The 23,803-nt window shown below is 37.9% G+C and carries 21 protein-coding genes; 16 read left to right on the top strand and 5 right to left on the bottom strand.

Going from position 1 to position 23,803, the window contains the following annotated elements; translation table 11 throughout:
* Positions 1–354: 354 nt before the first annotated feature.
* The 10 genes from EV203_RS06360 to EV203_RS06405 all read left to right on the top strand — a co-directional run bounded on the left by EV203_RS06360 (position 355) and on the right by EV203_RS06405 (position 11,699).
* Positions 355–1,770: an APC family permease gene (locus EV203_RS06360; RefSeq protein ID WP_243700601.1), complete on the top strand. Its 1,416-nt coding sequence runs from the start codon at positions 355–357 to the stop codon at positions 1,768–1,770.
* 248 nt (positions 1,771–2,018) lie between these two features.
* Positions 2,019–2,837 carry a M15 family metallopeptidase gene (locus EV203_RS06365; RefSeq protein ID WP_201766478.1) on the top strand — a complete coding sequence of 273 codons (819 nt, stop codon included), beginning with the start codon at positions 2,019–2,021 and terminating at the stop codon, positions 2,835–2,837.
* A gap of 125 nt (positions 2,838–2,962) precedes the next feature.
* Positions 2,963–3,385, top strand: a complete 423-nt coding sequence (locus tag EV203_RS06370) for a YwiB family protein (protein WP_011026544.1) — start codon at positions 2,963–2,965, stop codon at positions 3,383–3,385.
* Position 3,386: 1 nt separating this feature from the next.
* Entirely contained in the window at positions 3,387–5,075 is a 1,689-nt protein-coding gene (argS, locus tag EV203_RS06375) for an arginine--tRNA ligase (protein WP_132039669.1), read from the top strand.
* A gap of 58 nt (positions 5,076–5,133) precedes the next feature.
* Positions 5,134–5,772: an MBL fold metallo-hydrolase gene (locus EV203_RS06380; RefSeq protein WP_132039671.1), complete on the top strand. Its 639-nt coding sequence runs from the start codon at positions 5,134–5,136 to the stop codon at positions 5,770–5,772.
* Positions 5,773–6,297: 525 nt separating this feature from the next.
* Positions 6,298–7,233, top strand: coding sequence for an ABC transporter ATP-binding protein (locus EV203_RS06385; protein WP_132039673.1), 936 nt, complete (start codon positions 6,298–6,300; stop codon positions 7,231–7,233).
* Between the two features lie 10 nt (positions 7,234–7,243).
* Positions 7,244–8,359, top strand: a complete 1,116-nt coding sequence (locus EV203_RS06390) for an ABC transporter permease (protein ID WP_132039675.1) — start codon at positions 7,244–7,246, stop codon at positions 8,357–8,359.
* A complete protein-coding gene (locus EV203_RS06395) occupies positions 8,360–9,499 on the top strand; it encodes an ABC transporter permease (protein ID WP_132039677.1) in 1,140 nt (379 codons plus the stop codon).
* A 70-nt stretch (positions 9,500–9,569) separates the two neighbouring features.
* Complete coding sequence (locus tag EV203_RS06400; protein ID WP_011026538.1) at positions 9,570–10,373, top strand: REP-associated tyrosine transposase; 804 nt, start codon at positions 9,570–9,572, stop codon at positions 10,371–10,373.
* Positions 10,374–10,457: 84 nt separating this feature from the next.
* On the top strand, positions 10,458–11,699 hold the full coding sequence (locus EV203_RS06405; RefSeq protein ID WP_132039679.1) for an MFS transporter: 1,242 nt from the start codon (positions 10,458–10,460) through the stop codon (positions 11,697–11,699).
* On the opposite strand, the gene EV203_RS06410 is transcribed toward EV203_RS06405, so the two are convergent.
* The 5 genes from EV203_RS06410 to EV203_RS06430 form a co-directional block, all read right to left on the bottom strand.
* Entirely contained in the window at positions 11,700–12,665 is a 966-nt protein-coding gene (locus EV203_RS06410; RefSeq protein ID WP_011026536.1) for an ABC transporter ATP-binding protein, read from the bottom strand.
* On the bottom strand, positions 12,662–13,645 hold the full coding sequence (locus EV203_RS06415) for an ABC transporter ATP-binding protein (protein ID WP_132039681.1): 984 nt from the start codon (positions 13,643–13,645) through the stop codon (positions 12,662–12,664). Before EV203_RS06415 ends, EV203_RS06410 begins: the two co-directional genes overlap by 4 nt.
* An 11-nt stretch (positions 13,646–13,656) precedes the next feature.
* A complete protein-coding gene (gene opp4C / locus EV203_RS06420; RefSeq protein ID WP_132039683.1) occupies positions 13,657–14,577 on the bottom strand; it encodes an oligopeptide ABC transporter permease in 921 nt (306 codons plus the stop codon).
* A 13-nt stretch (positions 14,578–14,590) separates the two neighbouring features.
* Positions 14,591–15,556: an ABC transporter permease gene (locus EV203_RS06425; RefSeq protein WP_132039685.1), complete on the bottom strand. Its 966-nt coding sequence runs from the start codon at positions 15,554–15,556 to the stop codon at positions 14,591–14,593.
* A gap of 62 nt (positions 15,557–15,618) precedes the next feature.
* The gene (locus EV203_RS06430) at positions 15,619–17,373 is read right to left on the bottom strand and encodes an ABC transporter substrate-binding protein (RefSeq protein ID WP_132039687.1); all 1,755 of its coding nucleotides are present in this window, start codon (positions 17,371–17,373) and stop codon (positions 15,619–15,621) included.
* Between the two features lie 570 nt (positions 17,374–17,943).
* Here EV203_RS06430 and EV203_RS06435 point away from each other — a divergent pair.
* The 6 genes from EV203_RS06435 (at position 17,944) to EV203_RS06460 (ending at position 23,787) form a co-directional block, all read left to right on the top strand.
* On the top strand, positions 17,944–18,618 hold the full coding sequence (locus EV203_RS06435) for a hydrolase (protein ID WP_031314343.1): 675 nt from the start codon (positions 17,944–17,946) through the stop codon (positions 18,616–18,618).
* A gap of 106 nt (positions 18,619–18,724) precedes the next feature.
* Positions 18,725–19,855, top strand: a complete 1,131-nt coding sequence (locus EV203_RS06440; RefSeq protein WP_132039689.1) for an aldo/keto reductase — start codon at positions 18,725–18,727, stop codon at positions 19,853–19,855.
* A gap of 268 nt (positions 19,856–20,123) precedes the next feature.
* A complete protein-coding gene (locus EV203_RS06445) occupies positions 20,124–20,597 on the top strand; it encodes a methylated-DNA--[protein]-cysteine S-methyltransferase (protein ID WP_132039691.1) in 474 nt (157 codons plus the stop codon).
* Between the two features lie 124 nt (positions 20,598–20,721).
* A complete protein-coding gene (mntA, locus tag EV203_RS06450) occupies positions 20,722–21,111 on the top strand; it encodes a type VII toxin-antitoxin system MntA family adenylyltransferase antitoxin (protein WP_011026529.1) in 390 nt (129 codons plus the stop codon).
* Between the two features lie 68 nt (positions 21,112–21,179).
* Positions 21,180–22,892 (top strand): DNA polymerase/3'-5' exonuclease PolX, encoded by a 1,713-nt coding sequence (gene polX, locus EV203_RS06455; protein WP_132039693.1) that lies wholly within the window; start codon positions 21,180–21,182, stop codon positions 22,890–22,892.
* Between the two features lie 439 nt (positions 22,893–23,331).
* A complete protein-coding gene (locus EV203_RS06460; RefSeq protein ID WP_046159946.1) occupies positions 23,332–23,787 on the top strand; it encodes a MarR family winged helix-turn-helix transcriptional regulator in 456 nt (151 codons plus the stop codon).
* The last annotated feature ends 16 nt before the right edge of the window (positions 23,788–23,803 follow it).

The following is a 23,803-nucleotide window of genomic DNA, read 5'->3' on the forward strand; positions in this document are numbered from 1 at the left end:
TTTAGTGCCTATGATTTCTGGCGAGTTCTCAAGGTAGCGGTGGTGACTCCACTCTCTCCTGAGAAGGTAAAAAGAGACTTCTCTGTCCTGAAGGAATTATTAATTCAGGGCAAGTGGAGAGACCCGTAAGGGCGTGAGTCCCTGCTTCTTGGGGCAGGGGCTATGGCTTTCCCAAATACCGCCTGCTGGGGTTGGGAAAGTCTGAAGGGCGGACTACAAATACCCCAGCTATCTAAACTGTACATTTTTGTACAGTTTGGGTAACCAGGTGAGTATGTAAAGAGAGAAAACTAAAGTAAGACTTTAAAAATTAAAAAATAATAATAATAAAAAAGAGAGAGGATGGTGTTATTAATGACAGAACTTCAAAAACGAATAAGCTTTATTGGTTTAGTTGCTCTTGGAGCAGCGGGTGTTATAGGAACAAGCTGGATATATACAAACAGTAAGTTTTTTGCAGCATACGGAGCAGGAGGGGAAATTTTTGGATTTGTTGTAGCGACAGTGATTGCTAGTTTAATTGCTTTGGCTTATGCCGAATTGTCTACTGTTTTCCCCAGAGCTGGAGGAGAAGTTGTTTACACGTATGTCGCATTTGGTAAGACAACCTCTTTTATAGCAGGATGGGCGTTAGTAGGCGCTTATTTAGCTTCTCTGGCATTTTATGTGACGGCATCAAGTTTGTTATTGGCATGGATTTTTCCTCAACTTGAACAAGGCCCATATTATGTTATTGCGGGGACTAAAATACATTTACCTGAACTTATAGTAGGTATTGCTATTACATTGTTAGTGTTTTTAGTAAATTATTATGGAGCTCATTTAGCATCAGGGATTCAAATTGTAATGTTTGGAACAATGATTGTACTAGGGTTACTGTTAGTAATTGTAGGATTTACTCACGGTCAAGCATCAAACTTTTGGCCTGCCTGGAGTAAAGATATGAATCCATTCCTTTCGACAATGAGATTTGTTTTACCCGCTATGACATATTTAACAGGGTTTGAGTTAGTTGCTGTACTAGCAGAAGAAGCAAATATGCCCGTAAGGAAAATTGGCATTAGTGTTATTTTATCAGTTGTTTTAGCGGGATTGTTTTATACGATAGTGTTGCTATCTTCTGCGTGGGTTATTCCGTGGCAAGAGACTGCTAAATTAAAATTAGGAACAATAGATGCTTTTAAAGTAGCTGGTTTTCCTGCATTAGGATGGGCGGCATATTTTATTTCTGTCCTAGGATTAGTTACAAGTTTTGTAGGTTTATTTGCAGCAACGCCTAGATTAATCTTGTCTTTGTCACGTGCAGGAGTTCTTCCCCAGACCTTCACTAAAACGCATCCTAAATATGGAACACCTGTAAATGCTCTTTACTTAACTCTTGGATTTGCACTTGGTTTAGGATGGCTGGGAAAAGGAGCTATGGTATGGTTTTTAGATATGGGAGGATTTGCTATTGCAATTGCGTGGGTATTGGCTACTCTTAGTTTGATTAAAATAAGAAAAAAATATCCTAATCTTAGAGGTGCTTATAGGACTTCGGCTACTCTCTTACCTTTAATTGGAGGTATAGTAGCAATTATAATTGCAATAGCTACTTTGATTCCAGGAACGCCTTTGTCATTAGCTTGGCCATATGAATATATTGTTTTAGGTGTGTGGGCTATAGTGGGAGTTATACTATATGCTAAAGCTCCAAAAGGTAATGAGGAAGAAGCATTGAAAAATTTGTTAGGTGAGTATTATGAAGCTATAAAAAAGGCTACTGATTAATTATGGATAAAATTGGGGTTTTCAAAGATACTCCTGCTCCTTTACCTAAAAAGGAATGGAAAAAGTGTCAAGTATGTTTTATCCCATTGTAGGTGCGATAATGGCGGGGCTTATTGCTATTTCTACGCTGATACCCGGCACGGATTTATCCTTAGAGTGGCCCTACGAGTAATATAATCCTAGTAGTATGGATATTAATAGGTGTAATACTTTACATGTATTCACCTCGTGAAGAGGACGAAAAGGCCTTGAAAGAATTGGTAGGAGAAGAATATTATAAAATTGCTGGAGAAAAGGGTGAAAAAATGAGTGATAAAAATTTTAAGGAAATACCTATTTCCACTCCAATCGAAAAGTGGAATTGGGAAGAGGTTAGAAAGATTCCGATAAGAGAAAATAATGAAAAGCTGGTTCCTTTAAGTTTATATCCCGAGAGGATAATAGTGCGCTCAGAGTACTTTCTTCAGGGGATAAAAGGTGCTCTTCCTGAATGTTACGTGAGAGAGAGTGTATATGAAAAATTACTAGAAGCGGCTGATTTATTGCCACCGGGATATAAGTTTGTGATTTTTGATACGTGGAGACCTATTCAGGTGCAGCAATCTCTGTTTGATACTTTAAAGGAACAGTTTAGGAAGCAATATCCTTCTGAATCGGAAGAAGAGATTACTAAAAGAACCTTGACATTTGTTGCATTACCTTCTACAGATCCTACGAGGCCTTCGCCCCACAACACCGGAGGGGCTGTTGACCTGACAATTGCAGATGACAAGGGAAGGCTGCTCAATATGGGAACAGAGTATGACGATCCTACGGAAAAGGCAAGGACTACTTATTTTGAAGAGTTGTTGAAAGAAGGCAAGGAGCTTTCAAAAGAAGAAAGGGAAGCCTTGGAAAATCGCAGGTTACTCTTTAATATCATGACATCAGTGGGTTTTACAAACTATTTAGATGAATGGTGGCACTATGACTACGGCAATCAAAATTGGGCGTGGGTGAGCAAGAAAGAATATGCTCTTTACGGTAGGGCCAAACCTTTCTTTGCTTGGAGAAGCGACATAGAATAAGAAAGGAAGCGGGTTTTAATCCGCTTCCTTTTTAAATATTTTGAATAGCGTACTTGAAAATAAGGGGATTGTATGTTAAAAAATAATAGAAAAGGATTTTTTGAAGGCAAAAAGGGGAGAGGCATTTGAAAAAGGCCATTATTTCTGTAAAGGGCACTCAGAAGAACGACAGGGAAGAAGTTGACACTATAGAACTTGTTACAGAAGGGAATTTCTATGTCAAGGGCAATACTTTTTACGTGGTGTATGAAGAGAGCGAATTGTCAGGCATGGATGGCACCACTACCACTTTGAAAATAACTAGAGACAAGGTTACCTTGCTCAGATTTGGCACGAACAAGTCCAAAATGGTCTTTGAAAAAAATAAAAGGCATGAGACAGATTATCAGACACCTTATGGCAAAATTCTTTTAGGAGTTCTCTCTACAGACGTGAATGTAAATATGGGGGAGAGTGGAGGAGAGGTAAACATAAAGTATGTTCTCGACCTCAACAATAGAAAGGTAAGCAACAATGAACTATATCTAAAAGTGCGGGAGGTAAATTGAGTTGGAGAATATTGTTCAAAAAGCTAAAGAAGAGATAAAAGATGTTGTTTTAAAAGCATTAAATGAAGCTAAAAAAGAGGGATTGCTCAATTTTGAATCCATTCAAGATGTGGAAGTGGAAGAGCCAAAGGAAAAACAGCATGGGGACCTTGCTACCAATTTTGCAATGGTTATGGCAAGAGAGGCAAAGATGGCTCCTCGTAAAATTGCAGAGATTATAGCTTCAAAAATGAATACTTCTGGTACCTTTATAGAGAAGGTTGAAGTTGCTGGGCCAGGCTTTATCAACTTCTTTTTAAACCAAAATTTTTTGATTGAGACGCTTAAATTGATTCACAAAAGAGGAAAAGATTATGGAAGGGTTAACCTTGGAAAAGGCAAGAAGGTGCAGGTGGAATTTGTTTCTGCTAACCCTACAGGTCCGATGCACATGGGAAATGCTAGAGGGGGAGCGATAGGAGACGTTTTGGCTTCCATACTCGATTACGCGGGGTACAACGTTTCAAGGGAATTTTACATAAACGACGCGGGGAATCAGATAGAGAAGTTTGGATATTCCCTTGAGGCTAGGTATTTGCAACTTCTTGGAATAGATGCAGAGGTGCCAGAAGGGGGTTACCACGGAGAGGACATAATAGACAGAGCGAAAGAATTTTTAGAGATACACGGAGACAAGTATAAGGATGTGCCTTCTGAAGAGAGGAGAAAGGCTTTAATAGAATATGGGCTTAAAAAGAATATAGAGAAGATGAAAGAGGATTTGGCGCTTTACGGAATAGAGTATGACGTGTGGTTTTCTGAGCAGTCCCTTTATGACAGCGGAGAAGTGTATAAAGTGATAGAGGAGCTTACAGAAAAGGGCTATACCTATGAAAAAGATGGGGCATTGTGGTTTAAAATGACCCTTTTTGGCGCTGAGAAAGATGACGTTTTAGTGAGGTCAAATGGAGTTCCAACATATCTTGCTTCTGACATAGCTTATCACAAAAACAAGTTTGTGACGCGCGGATTTGACTGGGTGATAAATGTTTGGGGAGCTGACCACCATGGGCATGTCGCTCCTATGAAAGGGGCTATGAAGGCTTTGGGGATAGACCCATCAAGGCTTGATGTAGTTTTGATGCAGCTTGTCAAGCTTATAGAGGGCGGACAGGTAGTCAGGATGTCTAAAAGGACAGGAAAGATGATCACTTTAAGGGATTTGATAGAGGAAGTAGGTAAAGACGCAGCGAGATTTTTCTTCAATATGAGGTCTCCTGACAGCCCAATAGAGTTTGATTTGGATTTAGCTAAGCAGCAGACGAATGAAAATCCCGTCTTTTACGTGCAGTACGCTCATGCGAGAATTTGTTCTATAATAAGGCAGTTAGAGGAGATGGGGGTTAAGATAGAAAATATAGAAGATGTAGACCTTGGGCTTTTAAAAGAAGAGGAAGAGGTGGATTTGATTAAAAAACTTGCCTATTTTCCTGAAGAAATAACTATAGCTGCGAAGACCTTGGCTCCTCACAGGATTACAAGGTATGTCATAGACGTTGCTTCTCTTTTCCACTCTTTCTACAACAGCCATAGGGTGAAAGGAGCAGAGGAGAATTTAATGAAAGCACGCTTTGCTCTGATTTTAGCTGTAAAGACTGTTCTAAAGAACGCTCTTGACATACTTAAAGTCACTGCTCCTGAAAGAATGTAAAGAAGGCGGTTTTTGCCGCCTTTTTTGTGTTATAATAGGTTTTAGGAGGTGGTCTTTTATGAAAATAAAATGGTTAGGACACGCTTGCTTTAAATTGACTGCCGAAGACGGGACTACAATTGTGACAGACCCTTTTGACGATTCTGTAGGATACCCTATGCCGGATGTGAGGGCAGATATTGTCACTTCTTCTCATTCCCATTTTGACCACAATTACTTTAAAGCTGTAAAAGGGAAATTTGAAATAGTGGACAGGACAGGAGAACACAACATAAAAGGAATAAAAATAAAAGGAATAAGCACTTTCCACGACGGAGAGCAGGGGGCAAAGCGGGGGAAAAACATAGTTTTCATTTTTGAGATTGACGGTGTAAGAGTGTGCCACATGGGAGATTTAGGACATGTCTTGACGGAAAAGCAGGTCAATGAGATAGGGCCTGTGGATGTTTTGCTTATCCCTGTAGGAGGATATTATACCATCGACGCAAAACAGGCGGTAGAAGTGATGAAGCAGTTAAACCCAAAGATTACAATTCCAATGCACTACAAGACGGAGTACATAGATTTTCCAATAGACACAGTAGATAACTTTTTGAAACTTACAAATGGAGAACAAATCCCCTCTTCTGAGCTGGAAGTTAAGAAAGAAGACTTGGAAGGACAGGCAAGAGTTATTGCATTAACTTTCCAAAAATAGATAAAAATTCTTAGAATATTCCCTTAAAGTGCGGGAAACATAATAGTGTAAGGTTCGCGGTGGTTGAGCCAAGGTCATTTAGAGGCGTAAGCCTTAGATGGCCGGCCGAAGATTGATGTTCGGTATTGCGAATGTCAGTCAGAGGGCAGATTGCAATGTGTCTTGATAAAGCTATAAGCTAAAAAGGATGCATTGCAGTCGAGCTAAGACTGCTATGGGTGCCGCAGGTCAAAGTACGCGCCTTTGCAGTGTACTTAGACTGGAGGTCTTATGGAAGGTGCATAAGACTTCTAAGGTATCCATAGCAGTCGAGCATAGGTCAGTACAGGTTGTAAAGTGCTAAAGAGTGCCGAAGGACCTGTACTGGCTGAAGCGAAGACCATCGCGGACCTTACTTTTTTTATGTGATTATACTAGATAATTTCCACCATTTCTTTTATAATATTCCTAGAAAGGTAAATCAATTTCAATTAAGAGGGATATTTTCTTTTATCTGAAAATTTATATTCTAGGGAGAGGGATTTTATGAAAATAGTTAGAATGAAGGATTTGACAAAAAGGTTTGGCAATATTATAGCTTTAGATAATGTAAATTTGGAAATAGAAGAAGGGGAAATTTATGGACTTTTGGGTCCCAATGGTGCAGGAAAGACTACGGCTATAAGCATAATCTGCGGACTGATAAGTTTTGACAGAGGTGAAGTCTATGTTTTTGACAAAGACATACGTAAAGATGCTGAATTCATAAAGAAAAATATAGGTATTGTGCCTCAGGACGTTGCTATATATGGAGATTTAACAGCCTATGAAAATGTAAAGTTTTTTGCAAGCCTTTATGGACTTAAGGGGAAAGAGCTAAAAGAAAATGTAGAGATGGCATTAGAGTTTGTAGGTCTTTCAGATAAAGCGAAAGAAGTACCAAATAAATTTTCAGGTGGTATGAAAAGAAGGCTAAATATTGCCTGTGCCATTGCCCATAGACCTAAATTGATAATAATGGATGAACCTACAGTAGGTATAGACCCTCAATCGAGGAATCACATTTTGGAATCTGTTAAAAAGTTAAATGAAATGGGTAGTACAATTATTTACACAAGTCACTATATGGAGGAAGTAGAGGCTATCTGCACGCGGATTTCTATAATGGACCATGGCAAGGTTATAGCTGAAGGAACAAAGGAAGAACTCACTTCAATGGTTACAGATGTGAATACAGTTTATATTGAAATTGGCTCAATTGATGGAATAAAAGAGGAGGAATTGAAAGGAATAAAGGGTGTAAAAGATGTTGAGATAAAAGACAGCACGATAAAGATAACAAGTTTAAAAGATGTGAGCAATTTTGATGATATAATCCATTATTTTATTTCAAAGAATATACCAATACGCAATCTGAGAAATGAAATTCCCGATTTGGAGACAGTTTTCCTCACGTTAACGGGCAGAAAATTGAGGGATTAGAGGTGGTAAAATGAGAATCCTTACTATAATGCTTAAAGAAATAAAGGAAATTCTTTATGACAAGAATGTAATGGCAATTATGATACTATTGCCAATAGTTCTTATTGGAATTTTAGGTTTTGCGTTTTCGTCAACATCAGATATAAAATTAGGGGATATAAAAGTCATATATACAGATGAAGGAGATACGATACTTTCACAAGGTTTTGATATTTTCATTAAAGAAACTGATAAAATGGGAGTAAAATTTGTAGAAATAAAAGATGTCAGCAAAGGAATAAGTGAAATAGAAAAACGCACATATGATGGTTATGCTTTTTTAAAAGGTAAAGATATAACTTTTTATAAGAATGCACATGGAGATATAAAAACGGAGATTGCAGAAAGTATGATTGACTCTTTTGTTGATACTTTTAAGGGAATGACAGCTATAGCTTCACAAAATCCTGCCTTTCTTAAAAATAGAGGCGATATAAATTTAAATAGAGAATTTGTAAAAATAACCTCTATTGACAGAAAAGTTAAACAAACATCATTCGATTATTATTCTGTTACAATGCTTACTTTGATAATTTTATACGGTGCTATGAGTGGTGTATTTTCAATAGATATGGAAAGGACAAAAAAGACAGGGCGCAGAATATTAGCTTCTCCTGTTAAGAAATATGAAATATTGATAGGGAAGGTGTTAGGGGTAACTTTTTCTGTTTTTATACAGGCCTTGATTATTATTTTTTTTAGCAAATACATCTTCGGAGCTAATTGGGGAAATGATATCATAACTGTTTTTGTGATTATAATTAGTGAGATAATTTTTGTGGTGGGCTTGGGAGTGAGTTTGGGGTTTATTATAAAAAATGGAGCAATGGCACAAGGTTTACTAAACGGTATAATTCCTTTTATAGCCTTTTTAGGTGGGTCATATTATCCTGTAAAAGAGATGGGAAGTCAGTTTATTGAGAGACTTTCAAATTTTTCTCCAATTACATGGACAAATACAGCCATATTTAACGTGATATGGGTAGGTAATTACCAATATGTACCTACAGCCCTCATGGTAAATTTAATTCTTGCAGCTTTTTTCATAGTGTTGTCAGCTTATTTATTCAGAAGGGAGGCTTTTTAAGTGAGAGAGCTATTTTTGGTTATGAACAATACTGTAAAGTTATTTTTTAGAAGGAAAGGGAATATTATTTTATTGATTTCTGGTATTATAATTCCACTTTTCTTTTTGCTTTTTACCTATGGTGGCAGCGGACAGCTTAGAATAGGTGTTGTAGATAAAGATAAAAGTCTGATTTCGGCAGATTTAATTAATTCATTGGAAAAAACGGATAAATTCAAGGTTGTTTTCTTAAAAGAAGATGAGATAAATGATAAAGTATCGAAAGGAAAAGTTGACAGCGCTATAGTGATTCCTCAAAGATTTGAAGAAGAAATTTTGAAAGGAAATCCAAAGGATGTAGAGATTGTATCAATAAAAGGGGAAGAAACCACCTTATTTTTGAAAAGTTATCTTGACCGCAAGATAAATGTTCTTTACAATTTGAGTAAGGCATCCGAAGGAAATAAAGAAAATTTTTATAAGATGTACAACCTTTATAAGAACAGTCCTTTTAGCTTGAAAACATATATTGTTGAAGATATAGGGAAGACGGCAGTGGCAACAACAAGAAGTTTAGGATTTTTTATAATGTTTTTGATGTTTAGTACTTTTAATATTTCTAATTTTATACTTGTGGAGAAGAGAGATAAAACTTTTTACAGAATTTTTGCTTCTCCTTTAAAGTCAAGAACTTATTTAGCGAGCAATTTTTTGGTAAATTTGATTTTGACAGTTTTTCAAATAGCTTTTATACTTGCGTTGATTACCTTTATATTAAACTTAAGCTTCACAAAAGCGACATTTGATGTTTTTTTAGTACTGGTTTCTTTTGGAATAACCTCTATTGGTTTAAGTTCAATGATAGTTGCTTTTTCACCCTCTACAAGTTATTCTAATGTCTTGTCTACTTTAATTATTACACCTACTTGTATGTTAGGGGGAACTTTCTGGCCATTATATTTAATGCCAAAATCATTTCAAAAGCTTTCTGATTTTATACCACAGAAATGGGCAATAGACGCTATAGAAAAAATTCAAATGGGTGGTAGTTTAAGCGATGTTTATATGAATATAATCATACTGTTGGCTTTTGCATTAACCTTTATCCTGTTAGGAATATATAAAATTAAAACTTCTGAAAAAATGGGAGATTTTATCTAATTTATATGTTATAATCAGACAAGGGGGACGGTTCCTTTTGTCTGAATTATTATTTTTGGAGTGGATATAAATGCCTAGAAAGTCAAGAGTTAAAAGCAAGAGTGGATATTATCATGTGATGTTGCGGGGAAATGAAAAGAAAAATATATTTAACAATGATGATGATAAAAAGCGCTTTATAGAAATATTGGCAGAGAAAAAGCTAGACGGGAAGTTTTATTTAACTGCTTTTTGTCTAATGAGTAACCATGTTCATTTGATGATCAAGGAAGGCAATGAAGATTTGTCAAGTTCTATTAAGAGGATTGCAGGAACTTATGTTTCTTATTTTAATAAAAAATACGATAGGACAGGGCATTTATTTCAAGATAGGTTTAGAAGTGAGCCAGTTGAAGATGAGAGTTACGTTATAGCATTAGTAAGATACATTCATCAGAATCCGGTAAAAGCGGGACTAGTGAAAGAAGTTTCTGATTATAAGTGGAGCAGTTATAGCTGTTATCTTAACGATAATGATAAAATGTGTCAAATTGTAGATACAGAGTTGATTTTAGGTATTTTCTCTGATGATAAAAAGAAAGCTATAGAACAGTTTAAGAAATATATGGAGCAGACAGAAGGCACTGAAATTTTTATCGACATTGAGGAAGAAAAAATGAGTACGGAAGAAGCCAAAGAGTTATTTAAAAAAATGGCAATGGAATTTGGGATTAAAGATATAGAAAATCTGGAAATTAAAAAACGTAAAGAATGGCATGACTTAATAAAAAAATACAGAGAAAAAACAGGACTTTCAATTAAAGATATTGCTTCTATTGCTGGGGTGACTAGGTATAGTATACATAAGATTTTGAAAGAAAAAGGCAAAGCCTGACTATATAGCCTGATTAAATTTAAAAGATCAGACGGAAGGAACCGTCCCCTTTGTCTGATTGTCTGGGAAGAAAGGAGAAAGTGTATGGGGCTTTTTGACCAGATAAAATTTCTGCCAAGGGAAGTAAAAATTTTTGTGGCAACAGAGGCATTTTTAGGGATAGGAATGGGTATTTTAGGGTTTGTGCTAAATTTCCACTTTTTAGCTTTGAATATTTCACCTGAAGAGATTGGCGCTTTAAACTCTATAGGCACTTTTGTCATGGGGCTTTTTTCACTGCCTGCAGGATTTATGGCAAGGCATTTTGGGAGGAAAAGGGTATTTATAACGGGGATTGTACTGATAGGATTGGGCTATTTGATGTTTGGAATTGGGACCACCCTTTATGCCTTTTATCCGGCCCAAATAATACAGTTTATAGGGGTTTCACTTTTGGTTTCCACTGAAATACAGCTTCTCTTTTCTTATGCAGGGTCAAATGAAATGGAGACCTTAAGTTACAGCCTTCTTTTCGCGGTTTTTACGCTTTTTAGTGGAATAGGGACTCTTATGGGGGGATTTATCCCGCAGTTTCTCAAGTATGGTACCACTAAATATCAGTGGTCAATATACATATCTGCCTTGTCTATCTTTTTAGTGGCAATTTTGAGGGGATTATTTTTGCCCTGCCGCAATAACAATAGGCTTAATAGTGCAGAAAAGATTGAGACAAAAAATTTAACAGAGAATTTTAAAGAGCATTTGAACAGCAAAATAATAATTTTGACATTATATCTATTTTTAATGGGGATAGTATTTTCATTGGTTATACCTTTTCAGAATGTCATAATAAAATTTACCACAGGGTGGCATGATGAGGCTGTCTCTTACGTTTTGACTGCCAATGGTATAATTCTGTTCTTTGCCTCTATAATAATGCCTTGGCTTATAAATGAGCTGGGAGTAATTAGGTCTTATTACTACGTGTACGCTATAAATATAGGGCTGGCTTTCATTCTTTACTTTAAGATGCTTCCCATTGCTTTTGTGTTAATTTTCCTTTTAAGGAGTGGTAGCTTTACACTTTTTCTCAATATGGTGGACAGCCAAACGATGTCTGCTGTAGAGGAAGATAAGAGAGATTTTTTTGGAGGTGCCAGAACTTTTTTGAGGAGCATAGGAGGGGCTATTGGAAGCTTTATAGCAGGGTATGTAATTCAAAGAGGTAAGAGTACTCTTCCTTTTCTGATTACTTCTTTGGTTCTTTTGATTAGCTTTGTGTACTTCGAATTTTTGGTGAAACCCATTTTTATAAAAGAACTTGAAAAAAAGGAGGAGGGCATGTAGCTATACTAAGTGGCAAGCTACATAATGCCCTCCTCCTACATCTCTAAACTCAGGAACTTGTTCTTTACATATGTCCTTTGCAAAAGGACATCTTGTGTGGAATTTGCAGCCTTTTGGCGGGTTTGCTGGACTTGGTATATCTCCTTCTAGTATTATTCTCTCTCTTTTTAAGTCCGGGTCAGGTATTGGCACTGCAGAAAGAAGTGCCTGCGTGTAAGGATGCAGTGGATGGTCAAAGAGTTCATCTCTTGATGCCATCTCTACAATATTGCCCAGATACATTACAGCAACTCTTGTGCTTATGTGTTCCACCACGCTCAAATCGTGAGAGATGAAAAGATAAGTAAGGCCTTTTTGTTGCTGCAAATCCATCAAAAGATTTATTATCTGTGCCTGTATTGACACGTCTAAAGAAGAGACAGGCTCGTCTAAGACTATAAATTCAGGGTCTAAAATGAGTGCGCGAGCTATTCCTATTCTCTGCCTTTGACCGCCAGAGAATTCATGGGGATATCTATCTATGTGATATGAAGCCAGTCCGCACATTTCTAATGCTTCTATTACTCTATCTCTTAATTCGTTTTTTGAGACAAGGCCGTGGTCTAATAAGGCTTCTCCTACTGCATCCCCTATTCTAAGCCTGGGATTTAAAGAGCTAAAGGGGTCCTGGAATACCATCTGCATTTTGGGGCGAAGTTTTCTAAGCTCGCTTTTTTTGAGGCTATGTATAGGAATACCTTTAAAAAGAACGTCTCCATCCGTCTTGTCGTAAAGCCTTATTATAGTACGGCCTACAGTGCTCTTCCCACAGCCAGATTCTCCTACAAGGCTTAAGGTTTCCCCTTTATTTATAGTGAAGCTTACTCCATCTACGGCTTTTACGTATCCTATTGTGCGTTGCAAAACTCCTCCTCTTATAGGGAAGTATTTTTTTAAATTTTTCACTTCAATCAAAGGTTCGCTCATTTTTTCCACTCTCCTTCGTACAGCCAGCAGGCCACTTTATGACCATTTTCATCAGCGACAAAAGGAGGCATCTTTTTGCGGCAGACGTCCATTGTGTATTCGCATCTGTCGCTGAAATAACAGAAATCTCCAAGATCTATCGGGTTTGGCACCTGACCTGGTATGGTATAAAGCCTTTCTTGCCTTCTTCCAATCACAGGCTTTGCTTTTAAGAGGCCTCTCGTGTATGGGTGTTTGGGGTTTTTGAAAAGCTCTCTCACTGGAGCTTCTTCTATGACTTTCCCTGCGTACATCACCACCACGTAATCCGCCATTTCAGCCACAATTCCTAAATCGTGGGTTATGAGCATGAGAGCCATTTTTTTCTCTTCTTTGAGCCTTCTTAAAAGGTCAAGTATCTGAGCCTGTATGGTAACATCTAGAGCGGTTGTAGGTTCATCAGCGATTAAAAGTTTGGGGTCGCAGCTTATGGCCATTGCTATCATTATGCGCTGCCTCATTCCGCCGCTTAGCTCATGAGGATAGCTTGTCATAATCTGTTCAGCGCGGGGAATTCCAACCTGCTTTATAAGTTCAATAGCTTTGTTCCAGGCTTCCTTTTTTGTCATGTGTTTGTGAAGCATCAGAGGTTCCATCAGCTGGTCTCCTATTGTGAGAACAGGGTTTAATGAGGTCATAGGCTCCTGGAATATCATTCCTATTTCATTTCCCCTGATTCTTCTCATCTCAGCATCGCTTAATTTAAGGATATCTCTCCCATCAAATATTATCTCTCCACCTACGATTTTACCAGGAGGAGATTGGATCAGTCTCATTAGAGAAAGAGCGGTTACACTTTTTCCACACCCTGATTCCCCAACGACGCAGACGGTTTCACCCTCGCGAATTGAAAAGCTGACATCATTTACTGCTTTTACAACACCTTCTTCGGTGTAGAAGTAGGTTTTAAGATTGCGAAATTCTACAATATTTCTTGCCATTTCAACTCCTCCTAAATCTTTTGTCTTGGGTCAAAAGCGTCCCTCAAAGCGTCGCCTACGAAGTTAATAGCAAGGACAGTAAGCATTATGGCAACGCCTGGCGGAATCCATAGCCACGGACGCTTTGCAAAGTCTATCATATTATTGGCGGCAGAAAGCATATAACCCCAAGAAGGTGTTGGAGGTACGACTCCTAAGCCTAAAAAGCTCAAAGCAGATTCTGAGATTATAGAACTTGCAACTCCTAGTGTTCCGGCGACAATTACTGTTGGCAAGACGTTGGGGAAAAGGTGTTTTATTATCTTCTTGCTATCTCTTAAACCCAAAACTTCTGTTGCCAGCATGAATTCCTGCTCTTTTAAACTTAAAATCTGGCTTCTTACAAGCCTTGCAACTCCAACCCATGAGATAATACCCAATATGAACATGACGTAGTATATCCTATGAGCCGGAGGTATCTTCAAGTCGGACATTATGGCACCCATCACTATCAATATTGGAAGCCCAGGCATAGCGTATATGATATCTGCGATTCTCATTATTATGACATCTACCCATCCTCCGTAATATCCGGAGATTGCCCCCAAAGACACGCCAATTAATAGAAGTATCAGAGTAGCAGCTATACCTACTGTGAGAGATATTCTACCTGCAAGCATAAGCCTCAATAGCACATCTCTTCCAAGGTTGTCTGTTCCAAGCCAGTGCTCTTTACTTGGGGGTTGATTTGCCTTTGTCACATCGGGTACGTCCTGATGTGGGGAAAAATAAGGTCCTATGAAGGCAAATAAAATCATAAAGGTCAGTATTACAAGACCTAAAATAGCGTATTTGTTCTTTATAAAGCGGCGAAAAGCGTCTTGCCAGAGTGAAGTACCGCCTCTTTTTTTGTTTTTCCTCCTGTAATCGAGAGTTGGAGTCGGTCTTTCCAAATTTTATCCCTCCTCATTTAAGCCTTACCCTCGGATCGGCTATTCCGTATAATACATCTGCCAGTATATTTGCCAAGATTGTGAGTACTGTGATTAACATGGTATATCCTAAGAAGAGAGGATAATCCCTCACGTAAATTGCCTGCAAGACTACTTTTCCTATTCCCGGCCAGTTGTATATTCTCTCTGTTATCATTGCACCTGCAAATAGGCTTGGTATTTCAAGTGTGAAGAGAGTGATTAAAGGCAAAAGTGCATTTCTCAAAGCATGTTTAAAAATAACAGTCCTTTCCTTTAATCCTTTCGCTCTCGCTGTCCTTATATAATCCTGTTTGATAACCTCTAGCATATTGGCTCTGAAGTAGCGGCTTAAGCCCCCTACACTTATCAGAGTCAAGGTTGCAACGGGGAGTACCATATGCTTAGCTACATCCATTATATAGGCCCATCCAGTGTAGTTTGAACCTGTGGTTATCATTCCACCTACTGGGAACCATCTCAAATCTACAGCGAAAAATTTAAGTAAAACTAGTCCCAGGAAGAAAGATGGCAGGGAATATAACATAAAAATTATCAAAGTAGCTATCGTGTCAAAGACAGAGTACTGTCGGACTGCCGAGTATATGCCTATTATTGAGGCGATCAACCATTCAAAAAACATTATGGCAACTCCTAAAAGGAAAGAGTTCCATATAAAGTCGTTTATCACGCTTATAACCGGTTTTTTAAACATTAAAGAGTCTCCCATTTCGCCTCTTAGCATGTTTCCAGCCCATCTTAAATATCTTTCTGGTAAAGGCTTGTCAAGGCCATATAGCGCTCTTAACTGTTCCATTCTCTCCGGAGTCATTTTAGGGTTTTCAAACTGCCTTGTTACGTAATCGCCAGGAGCAAGAGCAAAAATTAAAAATATTATTATGGATGCTCCTATTAATGTTGGAATGCTCTGCAAAAGCCTTCTTATTATAAACTGTGTCATCAAATCCCCTCCTAAATGCATTGGAAAAGCCCGGCCCTAAGTCCGGGCTTTTCCTACTTAATTTAATACTGGAGAAGTTCTGCCTGATAGAGCGAGTAAGTGAAGTCTCTGAAAGATGAAATCTGGAATCCTACTACTCTCATGTTCTTGGCATTGAGGTCATGTCTCTGGTACATGAAGATGTATGGCAGGTCTTCATTGAGCACTTTGTAAAGCTCATGGTAGAGTTCTTTGCGCTTATTCATATCTAACTCTTCGCGAGCTTTTACAATAAGCTCATCAACTTTTGGATTGGAGTATCCGTTTCTGTTCTGTGACCCTTTGGAGTGGAATATGTTGTATGGATCTGGTTCAGCACTTAAGCCCCAAGCCATGAAGTACATGTCAAAAGTCTTTTCTTTGGCTTTCTTAATTTTATCAACTATTAAGTTAAACTCCATGGGTTCTGCTATAAACTCAATACCTAATTGTTTGTAGTTTTCAACAGCAATTGGCACTAAAGCGTCGTTAACAGGGTTTGGTGTTGACTGCAGGAAGTGAATTGTGAACTTTTCACCATTCTTATAGCGATACCCGTCAGGTCCTAGCTTCCAGCCTGCTTCTTCAAGGAGCTGCTTTGCCTTTTCTGGATCGTAGTTATATGGATTTATTTCATCCTCAGGTGGATATGCCCAGGACACTTTTGACTGAGGAACGTTTCTCACTTCTGCCAGCCCCTGGTACACTGCGTCAACTATAGCTTTTCTGTTAAGACCGTATGTCAGAGCCTGGCGAACTCTTACATCCTGGAACTTTGGCTGATAGAAGTTAAAAGCGATATACCCATATCCGTTTGTGGGCAACAGTGCATAGTCTACAAATCCCAGGCTTTCAAGAAGCTCTACATTGTCCTTTTTAGCTGTGATGTTGGAAGTTTCATAGTCTGTTTCTCCTGCCTGTAACGCTTGAACTGCTGTTTCGTCTGTGGTCGTCTTGAAGATCAAATTCTTAATTTTTGGAGCACCTTTCCAGTAGTGCTCATTTGCTACTAAGCGCACTTCCTGACCAGGTACAAATTTGTCAAATACATATGGCCCTGAACCAAGTGGCTTTTGCATTAAAGCCTTTATGCCCTCAAGATTTCCCTTCTTAAAGTCTTTTCCATAGTAGTGCTTTGGAATTACAGGTATACCCAAATCTGACAAGCTAGTTCCCATGAGTTTTTCTAATTGAATTTGTATTGTGTAGTCATCTAAAACCTTTATACCTTCAATTTTATCTGCTTTGCCCTCCTGATACTCCTTAAATCCTACTATACCTGCAGGAGAGAGGTCAATTGGTCCATCGTAAGTTGGGTCTGCTAATACGTAGTAAGTAAATTCTACGTCATGGGCTGTTAAAGGCGTTCCATCACTAAATTGTACCCCTTTTCTTAAGTGGAAGGTGACAGTGTTATTATCTTTGTCCAAATCCCACTTCTCTGCAAGGCCAGGTATATATGTTCCGTCAAAGTTTACTTCTATTAAGCCATCAAATATAGCGCTTAAGACGTAATTGTCATAAGCTGTCTCATAGAAGAGTGGGTTAAATGTTCCTGCTGGCTCATGCAGACCTATTATGAGAGTGTCTGTACGAGATTTTGAAGCTTCTGGTATTTTTGAAGGGTCTTTTGCTTTTGTCCAGTTGTCGCTGTCCTGGACAGAAGCTGTTGGAGTTGTTTGTTCTTGCTTGGGCTGTTCGGATGGTTGTGTCTCCTGTGGTTTGCTACAAGCAGATAGGACAACTGATAGGGCGAAGACGAGCACCACTAAAAGAGGAAGCCATTTCTTTCTTAGCATCTTCAAAAATCCCCCTTACCTTTAATTTTGTTTTTATTTTGTAGACGATTACTATTATAGCATATTTAATATTAGTTGGCAAGATAGCTGTTAAAAATGTAAAACATTTATGAAGAAATTTAATTTTGTGCAACCAAAATTAAAAAATATTAAAAAATTGCAGTAAATTTTAGTGATTTTTAAATTACCTATTTAAATTTTATGCTGTATCACAAAAGTTTAGTACTGTTTATCATAAATTTTTACAAAAAATCAATAAGTCTTCAAAAAAAGTTGTAAATTATGCACACATGGTTAAACGTTTTTATATTTATGAGTGTGAAAATGGTTTTCAAAAAGAGTCCAATTTAAAAATACTAAACAAAAAACAAAGGGAACAAAACAGACAAAAGGGACGGTTCCTTACGACTGAATTTTTCAAGAGCTCTTTTAAATCAGACAAAAAGAACCGTCCCCTTTGTCTGATTCCTATCTGATTTTTTCACTGTTTTTTGGGAAAAACCTATTGAATTGGAGATATTTATTGGTTAATATAATACTATACCAGTAAATAAAGTGATGGTGATGAGTATGGCTGATGATTTTGTTCCAGAGATAACTTCTCCCTTAAGGCAGAAAATGGTTTTAGTGCCTGAGATAATACATCAAAAGGCTTCCGGTATAAAGGTGTATGGGAAATTGATAAAATCTTTAGTTTTTACGACAGATGTGGCTTTGATTAAGAACACCAATGCTCATGCCGTTTTGGCTGTATATCCTTTTACACCACAACCTGTAATTACTCATGCTCTCATAATGGCAGCTGACATACCTGTTTTCTGCGGCGTAGGAGGAGGGCTTACACAGGGGAAAAGAGTTATAAATCTGGCTCTTGACGCTGAATTTTCCGGTGCCATGGGTGTTGTTGTAAATGCTCCAACGGCGAATGATATAATAAAAAAGATGAGAGCCACCATCGATATACCGATAGTTGTCACTATAGTGTCTGAGAAGGAAGACATAAAAGGAAGAATAGAGGCGGGCGCTACAATTCTTAATGTGTCGGGAGCACAAAAGACACCTGATATAGTGAAAAAGATAAAAGACATAGATCCTGATATACCAATTATAGCAACTGGTGGTCCTACTGAAGAGACAATTTTGAAGACCATAGAAGCAGGTGCCAATGCGATAACTTATACACCGCCAACAAATGCGGAAATTTTCTCAGAAATAATGGAAAAGTATAGGAAAGAAAGAGAGTGAATCTACATTAATAGGGCTTTTGCCCTTTTCTTTTTTATAAATTTTGTTCTCAAAAAAAGATGTGATATAATTACTTTACAACTTTGCAGGGAAAGGGGAGAGGATTATGCAATATAGAAAATTTGGAAAATTGGATGTGGCAGTGTCTGCATTAGGGTTTGGTTTGATGAGACTCCCTGTCATTGACAATGACAACAGCAGAATAGATGAGAAAGAAGCCATAAGGATGATAAGATATGCTATTGACAATGGAGTGAATTATCTCGATACTGCCTGGCCTTATCATGGAGGCAACAGCGAGATTGTCACAGGAAAAGCATTGAAAGAGGGATATAGAGAGAGGACTTTTCTTGCGACTAAGCTTCCCACATGGCTTATAAATGAAAAAGAGGATATGGACAAATATCTAAATGAACAGCTTAAAAAGCTTCAGACTGACCATATAGATTTTTACCTTTTGCACGCTTTAGATAAAAACAAATGGGAAAATATGAAAAGAGTTGATGCCTTAGCCTGGGCTGAAAAGAAAAAACAGGAAGGAAAAATAAGATACATAGGTTTTTCGTTTCACGACGAATTTCCCGTTTTCAAAGAAATAATAGACTACTATGACAGATGGGATTTTTGCCAGATACAGTACAATTACATGGACATAGATGTGCAGGCAGGAGAAAAGGGGTTAAAGTATGCTGCATCAAAAGGATTGGGAGTTGTGATAATGGAGCCCATAAGAGGAGGAAGACTTGCCAATCCTCCAAAAGCTGTGCAGGAGATATGGGATACAGCAAAAGTGAAGAGGAGTCCTGCTGAGTGGGCACTCCAGTGGCTTTGGAACCAGCCTGAAGTCTCTGTTGTTTTAAGTGGCATGAGCACTTTTGAGCAGTTGAAAGAAAATATAGAGAGCGCGAACAGGTCTGGGATTGGCACTTTGACTTCTGAAGAGCTGGAGATTGTGGTAAGAGTTAGAAATAAATATAAAGAGCTTTCCCCTATTGCTTGTACAGGATGTAATTACTGCATGCCCTGTCCAAATGGGGTCAACATACCGAGAAATTTCGAGCTTTACAATGAAGCGCATATGTACAATATTTATGAGGCGAATCGCAAAGCCTATGAGGATTTAGGGGATGCAAAGGCTAGTTCTTGTATAGAATGCGGCAATTGTGAGAGCGTATGCCCACAGCACCTTCCGATTATAGAGTATCTTAAAGAGGTTGCCAGCTATTTTGAGGGGTAGGTTTTTGCTACCCCTAAATTTTAGGGTAAAATGCTGTTATAAAAAGCATTATTCCAAGTAGAAGGCATAGGAGGCTTAATGCTAGAATAATAATTAAGTAAAACCTTCTTTCCATTTTTTATCTCTCCCTGACGAAATCTCCCCAATATTATAGACGCGGAGTAACACTATTTGGTTTCATTTTTATGTATTATTTTTTCTCGTGATTGTGAAGTTTTTTCTGTGCAAGTTTACTTTTTACTTTAAAAATGATAAAGGGGAATTTTATATGATTTACAAGAGATTTAACTCTCCGGTAGGTGTTCTTACAGTATTTTCTTCTGGCAAAGGTATATGCAAAATTGAGTTTGAAAATGAAAAATTTCCATTAGAGGATTTTGAAGAGGGAACCGATTTTTATATTGAAGAGTGCATTAAAGAGCTTGACCTGTATTTTCAAAAGAGGCTGAAGAATTTTGATGTGAAGCTGGATTTGCAAGGTACGAAGTTTCAGATGGCTGTGTGGGAGGAGACTTTGAAAATTCCCTATGGATCTGTTGTGACATACGGTGAAATTGCAAGAAGAATTGGGAAACCCAAAGCAGCGAGAGCAGTAGGGCAGGCTCTTAATAAAAATCCTATTCCCATTATAATTCCCTGTCACAGAGTTATTGGAAGCGACGGAAACTTGACAGGTTTTGGAGGGGGGATTGAGATAAAAAAGTTTTTACTTAAGCATGAAGGGGTTAAGATTGGTGGATGATAAGAAGAAGCCAGAGGGAATTGGATAAGAGATCACAATGGCGCAATTGATAATAATTTTGTCAATTGTGCCATTATTTTTTATTGACCTTATGGTATAATGAGGATAGAAAGCGGGTGATGGGATGGATTATCTAGAAACTCTAAAAGAGTTTTTCAGGAATAAAGATAATATAGTTATGGCTTTTCTGTTTGGATCTGTTGCTAAGTGGAAAGCCACAAAAGAATCTGATATAGACATAGCGGTTTATTTAAAGGAATACGATGAGGGATTTGTATATAATTTATGGAATGAACTGGAGGATTTGCTTAAAAGGGATGTAGACCTTGTTGTTTTAAATATAGCTAATGCTACTGTTGCATGGGAAGCATTGAGAGGGAAAAAGATTATAATAAACGACCATAGTTTTTACATAAATTATATGCTTGAAGTATCTAGGGAAGCGGAAGACTTTAGAGAAGTCATTCGTGATATATATAGATACAGACAGGAAAGAAGGGAGAAAAATGCTTAAAGACTCTGACAAGGTTAGTGTAATAATTAAAGTGGATAAAAATAAATCAAAAAAAGAAGTGGTGGGTTATGGATAAAAAGACTGTTGTGGATATATTAAATGAGATTGGACTTTTGTTAGAGCTTAAAGGGGAAAATCCTTTTAAATCAAGAGCCTATTACAATGCTGCGAGGACAATTGAGCTTCTCGATGAAGATTTGGAGACGCTTGTTAAAGAAGACAGGTTAAAAGATGTGAAAGGGATAGGAGAGGTGCTTAACAAAAAGCTTACAGAGCTTATAACCACCGGGCGAATGGAGTATTACGAAAAATTAAAAGAGTCAGTACCGCCTGGCCTCATAGAGATGTTAAAAATTCCTGGTTTGGGGCCTAAAAAAATAAAGACGCTTTATGAGAAACTTGGTATAACCACGATTGGGGAATTAGAATACGCCTGCCTTGAAAACAGACTGCTTAAGCTTCCAGGTTTTGGAGAAAAAACACAGAAAAAGATATTGGAGGGAATACAGTTTGTGAAGCAATATAGCGGACACCATCTCTACTTTGAAGCCTATGAAGAGGCTACTAAGATTAAAGAATATATCGATGGCACGGGCCTTGCTATCAAATCTGAAATTGCCGGAAGTTTGAGAAGGAAAAAGGAGATAGTCAAAGACATAGACATACTCGCAACTTCAAAGGAAGCTTTAAAGCTCATGGATGCATTTGTTAATTATGATGGAGTGAGGGAAGTAATTGCAAAGGGAGAGACTAAAACTAGCGTAGTTTTAAAGTCAGGGATAAACGTGGACTTGAGGGTTGTGAAGGAAGAGGAGTTTCCTTATGCTCTTCACCATTTCACTGGAAGCAAAGAGCATAATACTGCAATGAGACACAGGGCAAAATCCATGGGTATAAAGATGAATGAATACGGACTTTTTAAGGGAGACCATCTCATAGAGTGTAAAGAGGAAGAAGAGATATTTTCTAAGCTTGGCCTTTTGTATATTCCCCCTGAATTGAGGGAGGACATGGGAGAGATTGAAGCAGCAGAAAAAGGGAAGATACCCGTCTTGGTAGAGGAAAAGGACATTAAAGGAGTTTTTCACGTGCATACGACTTACAGCGATGGGAGAAATTCTCTAGAAGACATGGTGAGAAAGGCAAGAGATCTGGGGTATAAGTATATAGCGATTACTGACCACAGCAAATCCGCCTTTTATGCAAATGGGCTTACTGAAGAGGTGCTTTTAAGACAGTGGGAAGAGATAGATGAATTAAATAAAAAATATCCTGATATAGTTATTTTAAAAGGGATAGAATCTGATATTTTGCCTGATGGTTCACTGGATTATGAAGAAGAAATTTTAAAAAGGTTTGATATGGTAGTTGCTTCAATCCATTCTCACTTCAGGATGAGCAAAGAAGAAATGACTAAAAGGGTCATAAAAGCGTTGGAGAATAAATACACTAAAATTTTGGGGCATCCAACAGGTAGACTCTTGCTTGCCAGGGATAGTTACGAAATAGATGTATACGCAGTGATTGATGCAGCGGCTCACTATGGAAAGATAATAGAGATTAATTCAAATCCCTTTAGACTGGACCTTGACTGGAGGTATATAAAATACGCAAAAGAAAAAGGCGTAAAGTTTGCCATAAATCCTGATGCTCACAGTGTTGATGGACTTGAGGATGTCAAATATGGCGTGGGAATTGCGAGAAAAGGCTGGCTTGAAGCCAGGGATGTGATAAATACTTATGAAGTGGAGGAAGTTTTAAGTATTTTGCGCAATATGTGAAACTCTTCAGACTGTCTTAGTTTTAAGGCAGTCTCGTTTGTTGATAAAGTCCCATTCAATTAAGTGGCATTTTGTGTTAATGCTCCGGAGTTGCAAAGCGACTAAACTAAAGCTCGCTTGAGGGCTCAGGCGGGGTACCGGCCAATTCGCCCTTCGGGCTCAAAGTGGCCGCTCGCTTTGCTCGCCCCACCTTCGCTCCTCAAGCTCGCTAAGTTTAGTTACTGCTTTGGCAACAAGTCGCATTTACACACAAAATGCCACTTCTCTATTTTGTCAACAGTTTTAGACTGTCTTAGTTTTAAGGCAGTCTTTATTTTTTTATGAAAAGCTTTAGAGAATATTGACATACTAGATTGGGAGGAGTAAAATATATTTTGTGTCAAAAATATTTGCATACGAAATATTCGTATACGAAATAATTTTAAATGCGGTGGTGAAAATGGAAGAGATAAGCAATGGTTTGAAAATATTAAAGCTTTTAAAACAAATAGGTAACACAATAAAGCAGATGATGAAATACGAATGCAAGGAGTATGACATAACAGGCCCTCAGGGAATGCTCATGGGGATTTTAGCCCATTATGGAGAGATGAAAGTAAGCGATTTAAGTCAAAAATTGGGGCTTTCTAACAGCACTGTTTCTGGCATTCTTGACAGACTTGAAAAACAAGGGTTGGTTAAAAGGGTGAGAAGCAAAGAAGACAGAAGAGTAGTTTATGTCAGTGTTACTCCAGAATTTAAGGAAAAGTTTCAAAGGCATTTTAAAGAAGCGGAAAGAAAATTTGAAGAGTTGATAAATAGAGCTAGTCAAGAGGACCTTAATAAGATAATAGAGGGACTAGAAGCGTTAAAAAAAGTGTTAGAAATGAAAGGTAATGAGGATTTAAAAAGATGATGGAAATAAAGAAGGA

Origin of the sequence: Caldanaerobacter subterraneus (genome assembly GCF_004345675.1) — a bacterium.
In the GTDB taxonomy this organism is placed as follows: domain Bacteria; phylum Bacillota; class Thermoanaerobacteria; order Thermoanaerobacterales; family Thermoanaerobacteraceae; genus Thermoanaerobacter; species Thermoanaerobacter subterraneus.

What these genes read in the sequence shown, in the direction of transcription:
- EV203_RS06360 (WP_243700601.1), top strand. Translation starts at nt 355, where the DNA reads ATGACAGAACTTCAAAAACGAATAAGCTTTATTGGTTTAGTTGCTCTT.
- EV203_RS06380 (WP_132039671.1), top strand. Translation starts at nt 5,134, where the DNA reads ATGAAAATAAAATGGTTAGGACACGCTTGCTTTAAATTGACTGCCGAA.
- EV203_RS06385 (WP_132039673.1), top strand. Translation starts at nt 6,298, where the DNA reads ATGAAAATAGTTAGAATGAAGGATTTGACAAAAAGGTTTGGCAATATT.
- EV203_RS06390 (WP_132039675.1), top strand. Translation starts at nt 7,244, where the DNA reads ATGAGAATCCTTACTATAATGCTTAAAGAAATAAAGGAAATTCTTTAT.
- EV203_RS06400 (WP_011026538.1), top strand. Translation starts at nt 9,570, where the DNA reads ATGCCTAGAAAGTCAAGAGTTAAAAGCAAGAGTGGATATTATCATGTG.
- EV203_RS06405 (WP_132039679.1), top strand. Translation starts at nt 10,458, where the DNA reads ATGGGGCTTTTTGACCAGATAAAATTTCTGCCAAGGGAAGTAAAAATT.
- EV203_RS06410 (WP_011026536.1), bottom strand. Translation starts at nt 12,665, where the DNA reads ATGAGCGAACCTTTGATTGAAGTGAAAAATTTAAAAAAATACTTCCCT.
- EV203_RS06415 (WP_132039681.1), bottom strand. Translation starts at nt 13,645, where the DNA reads ATGGCAAGAAATATTGTAGAATTTCGCAATCTTAAAACCTACTTCTAC.
- EV203_RS06425 (WP_132039685.1), bottom strand. Translation starts at nt 15,556, where the DNA reads ATGACACAGTTTATAATAAGAAGGCTTTTGCAGAGCATTCCAACATTA.
- EV203_RS06430 (WP_132039687.1), bottom strand. Translation starts at nt 17,373, where the DNA reads ATGCTAAGAAAGAAATGGCTTCCTCTTTTAGTGGTGCTCGTCTTCGCC.
- EV203_RS06435 (WP_031314343.1), top strand. Translation starts at nt 17,944, where the DNA reads ATGGCTGATGATTTTGTTCCAGAGATAACTTCTCCCTTAAGGCAGAAA.
- EV203_RS06440 (WP_132039689.1), top strand. Translation starts at nt 18,725, where the DNA reads ATGCAATATAGAAAATTTGGAAAATTGGATGTGGCAGTGTCTGCATTA.
- EV203_RS06445 (WP_132039691.1), top strand. Translation starts at nt 20,124, where the DNA reads ATGATTTACAAGAGATTTAACTCTCCGGTAGGTGTTCTTACAGTATTT.
- mntA (WP_011026529.1), top strand. Translation starts at nt 20,722, where the DNA reads ATGGATTATCTAGAAACTCTAAAAGAGTTTTTCAGGAATAAAGATAAT.
- polX (WP_132039693.1), top strand. Translation starts at nt 21,180, where the DNA reads ATGGATAAAAAGACTGTTGTGGATATATTAAATGAGATTGGACTTTTG.
- EV203_RS06460 (WP_046159946.1), top strand. Translation starts at nt 23,332, where the DNA reads ATGGAAGAGATAAGCAATGGTTTGAAAATATTAAAGCTTTTAAAACAA.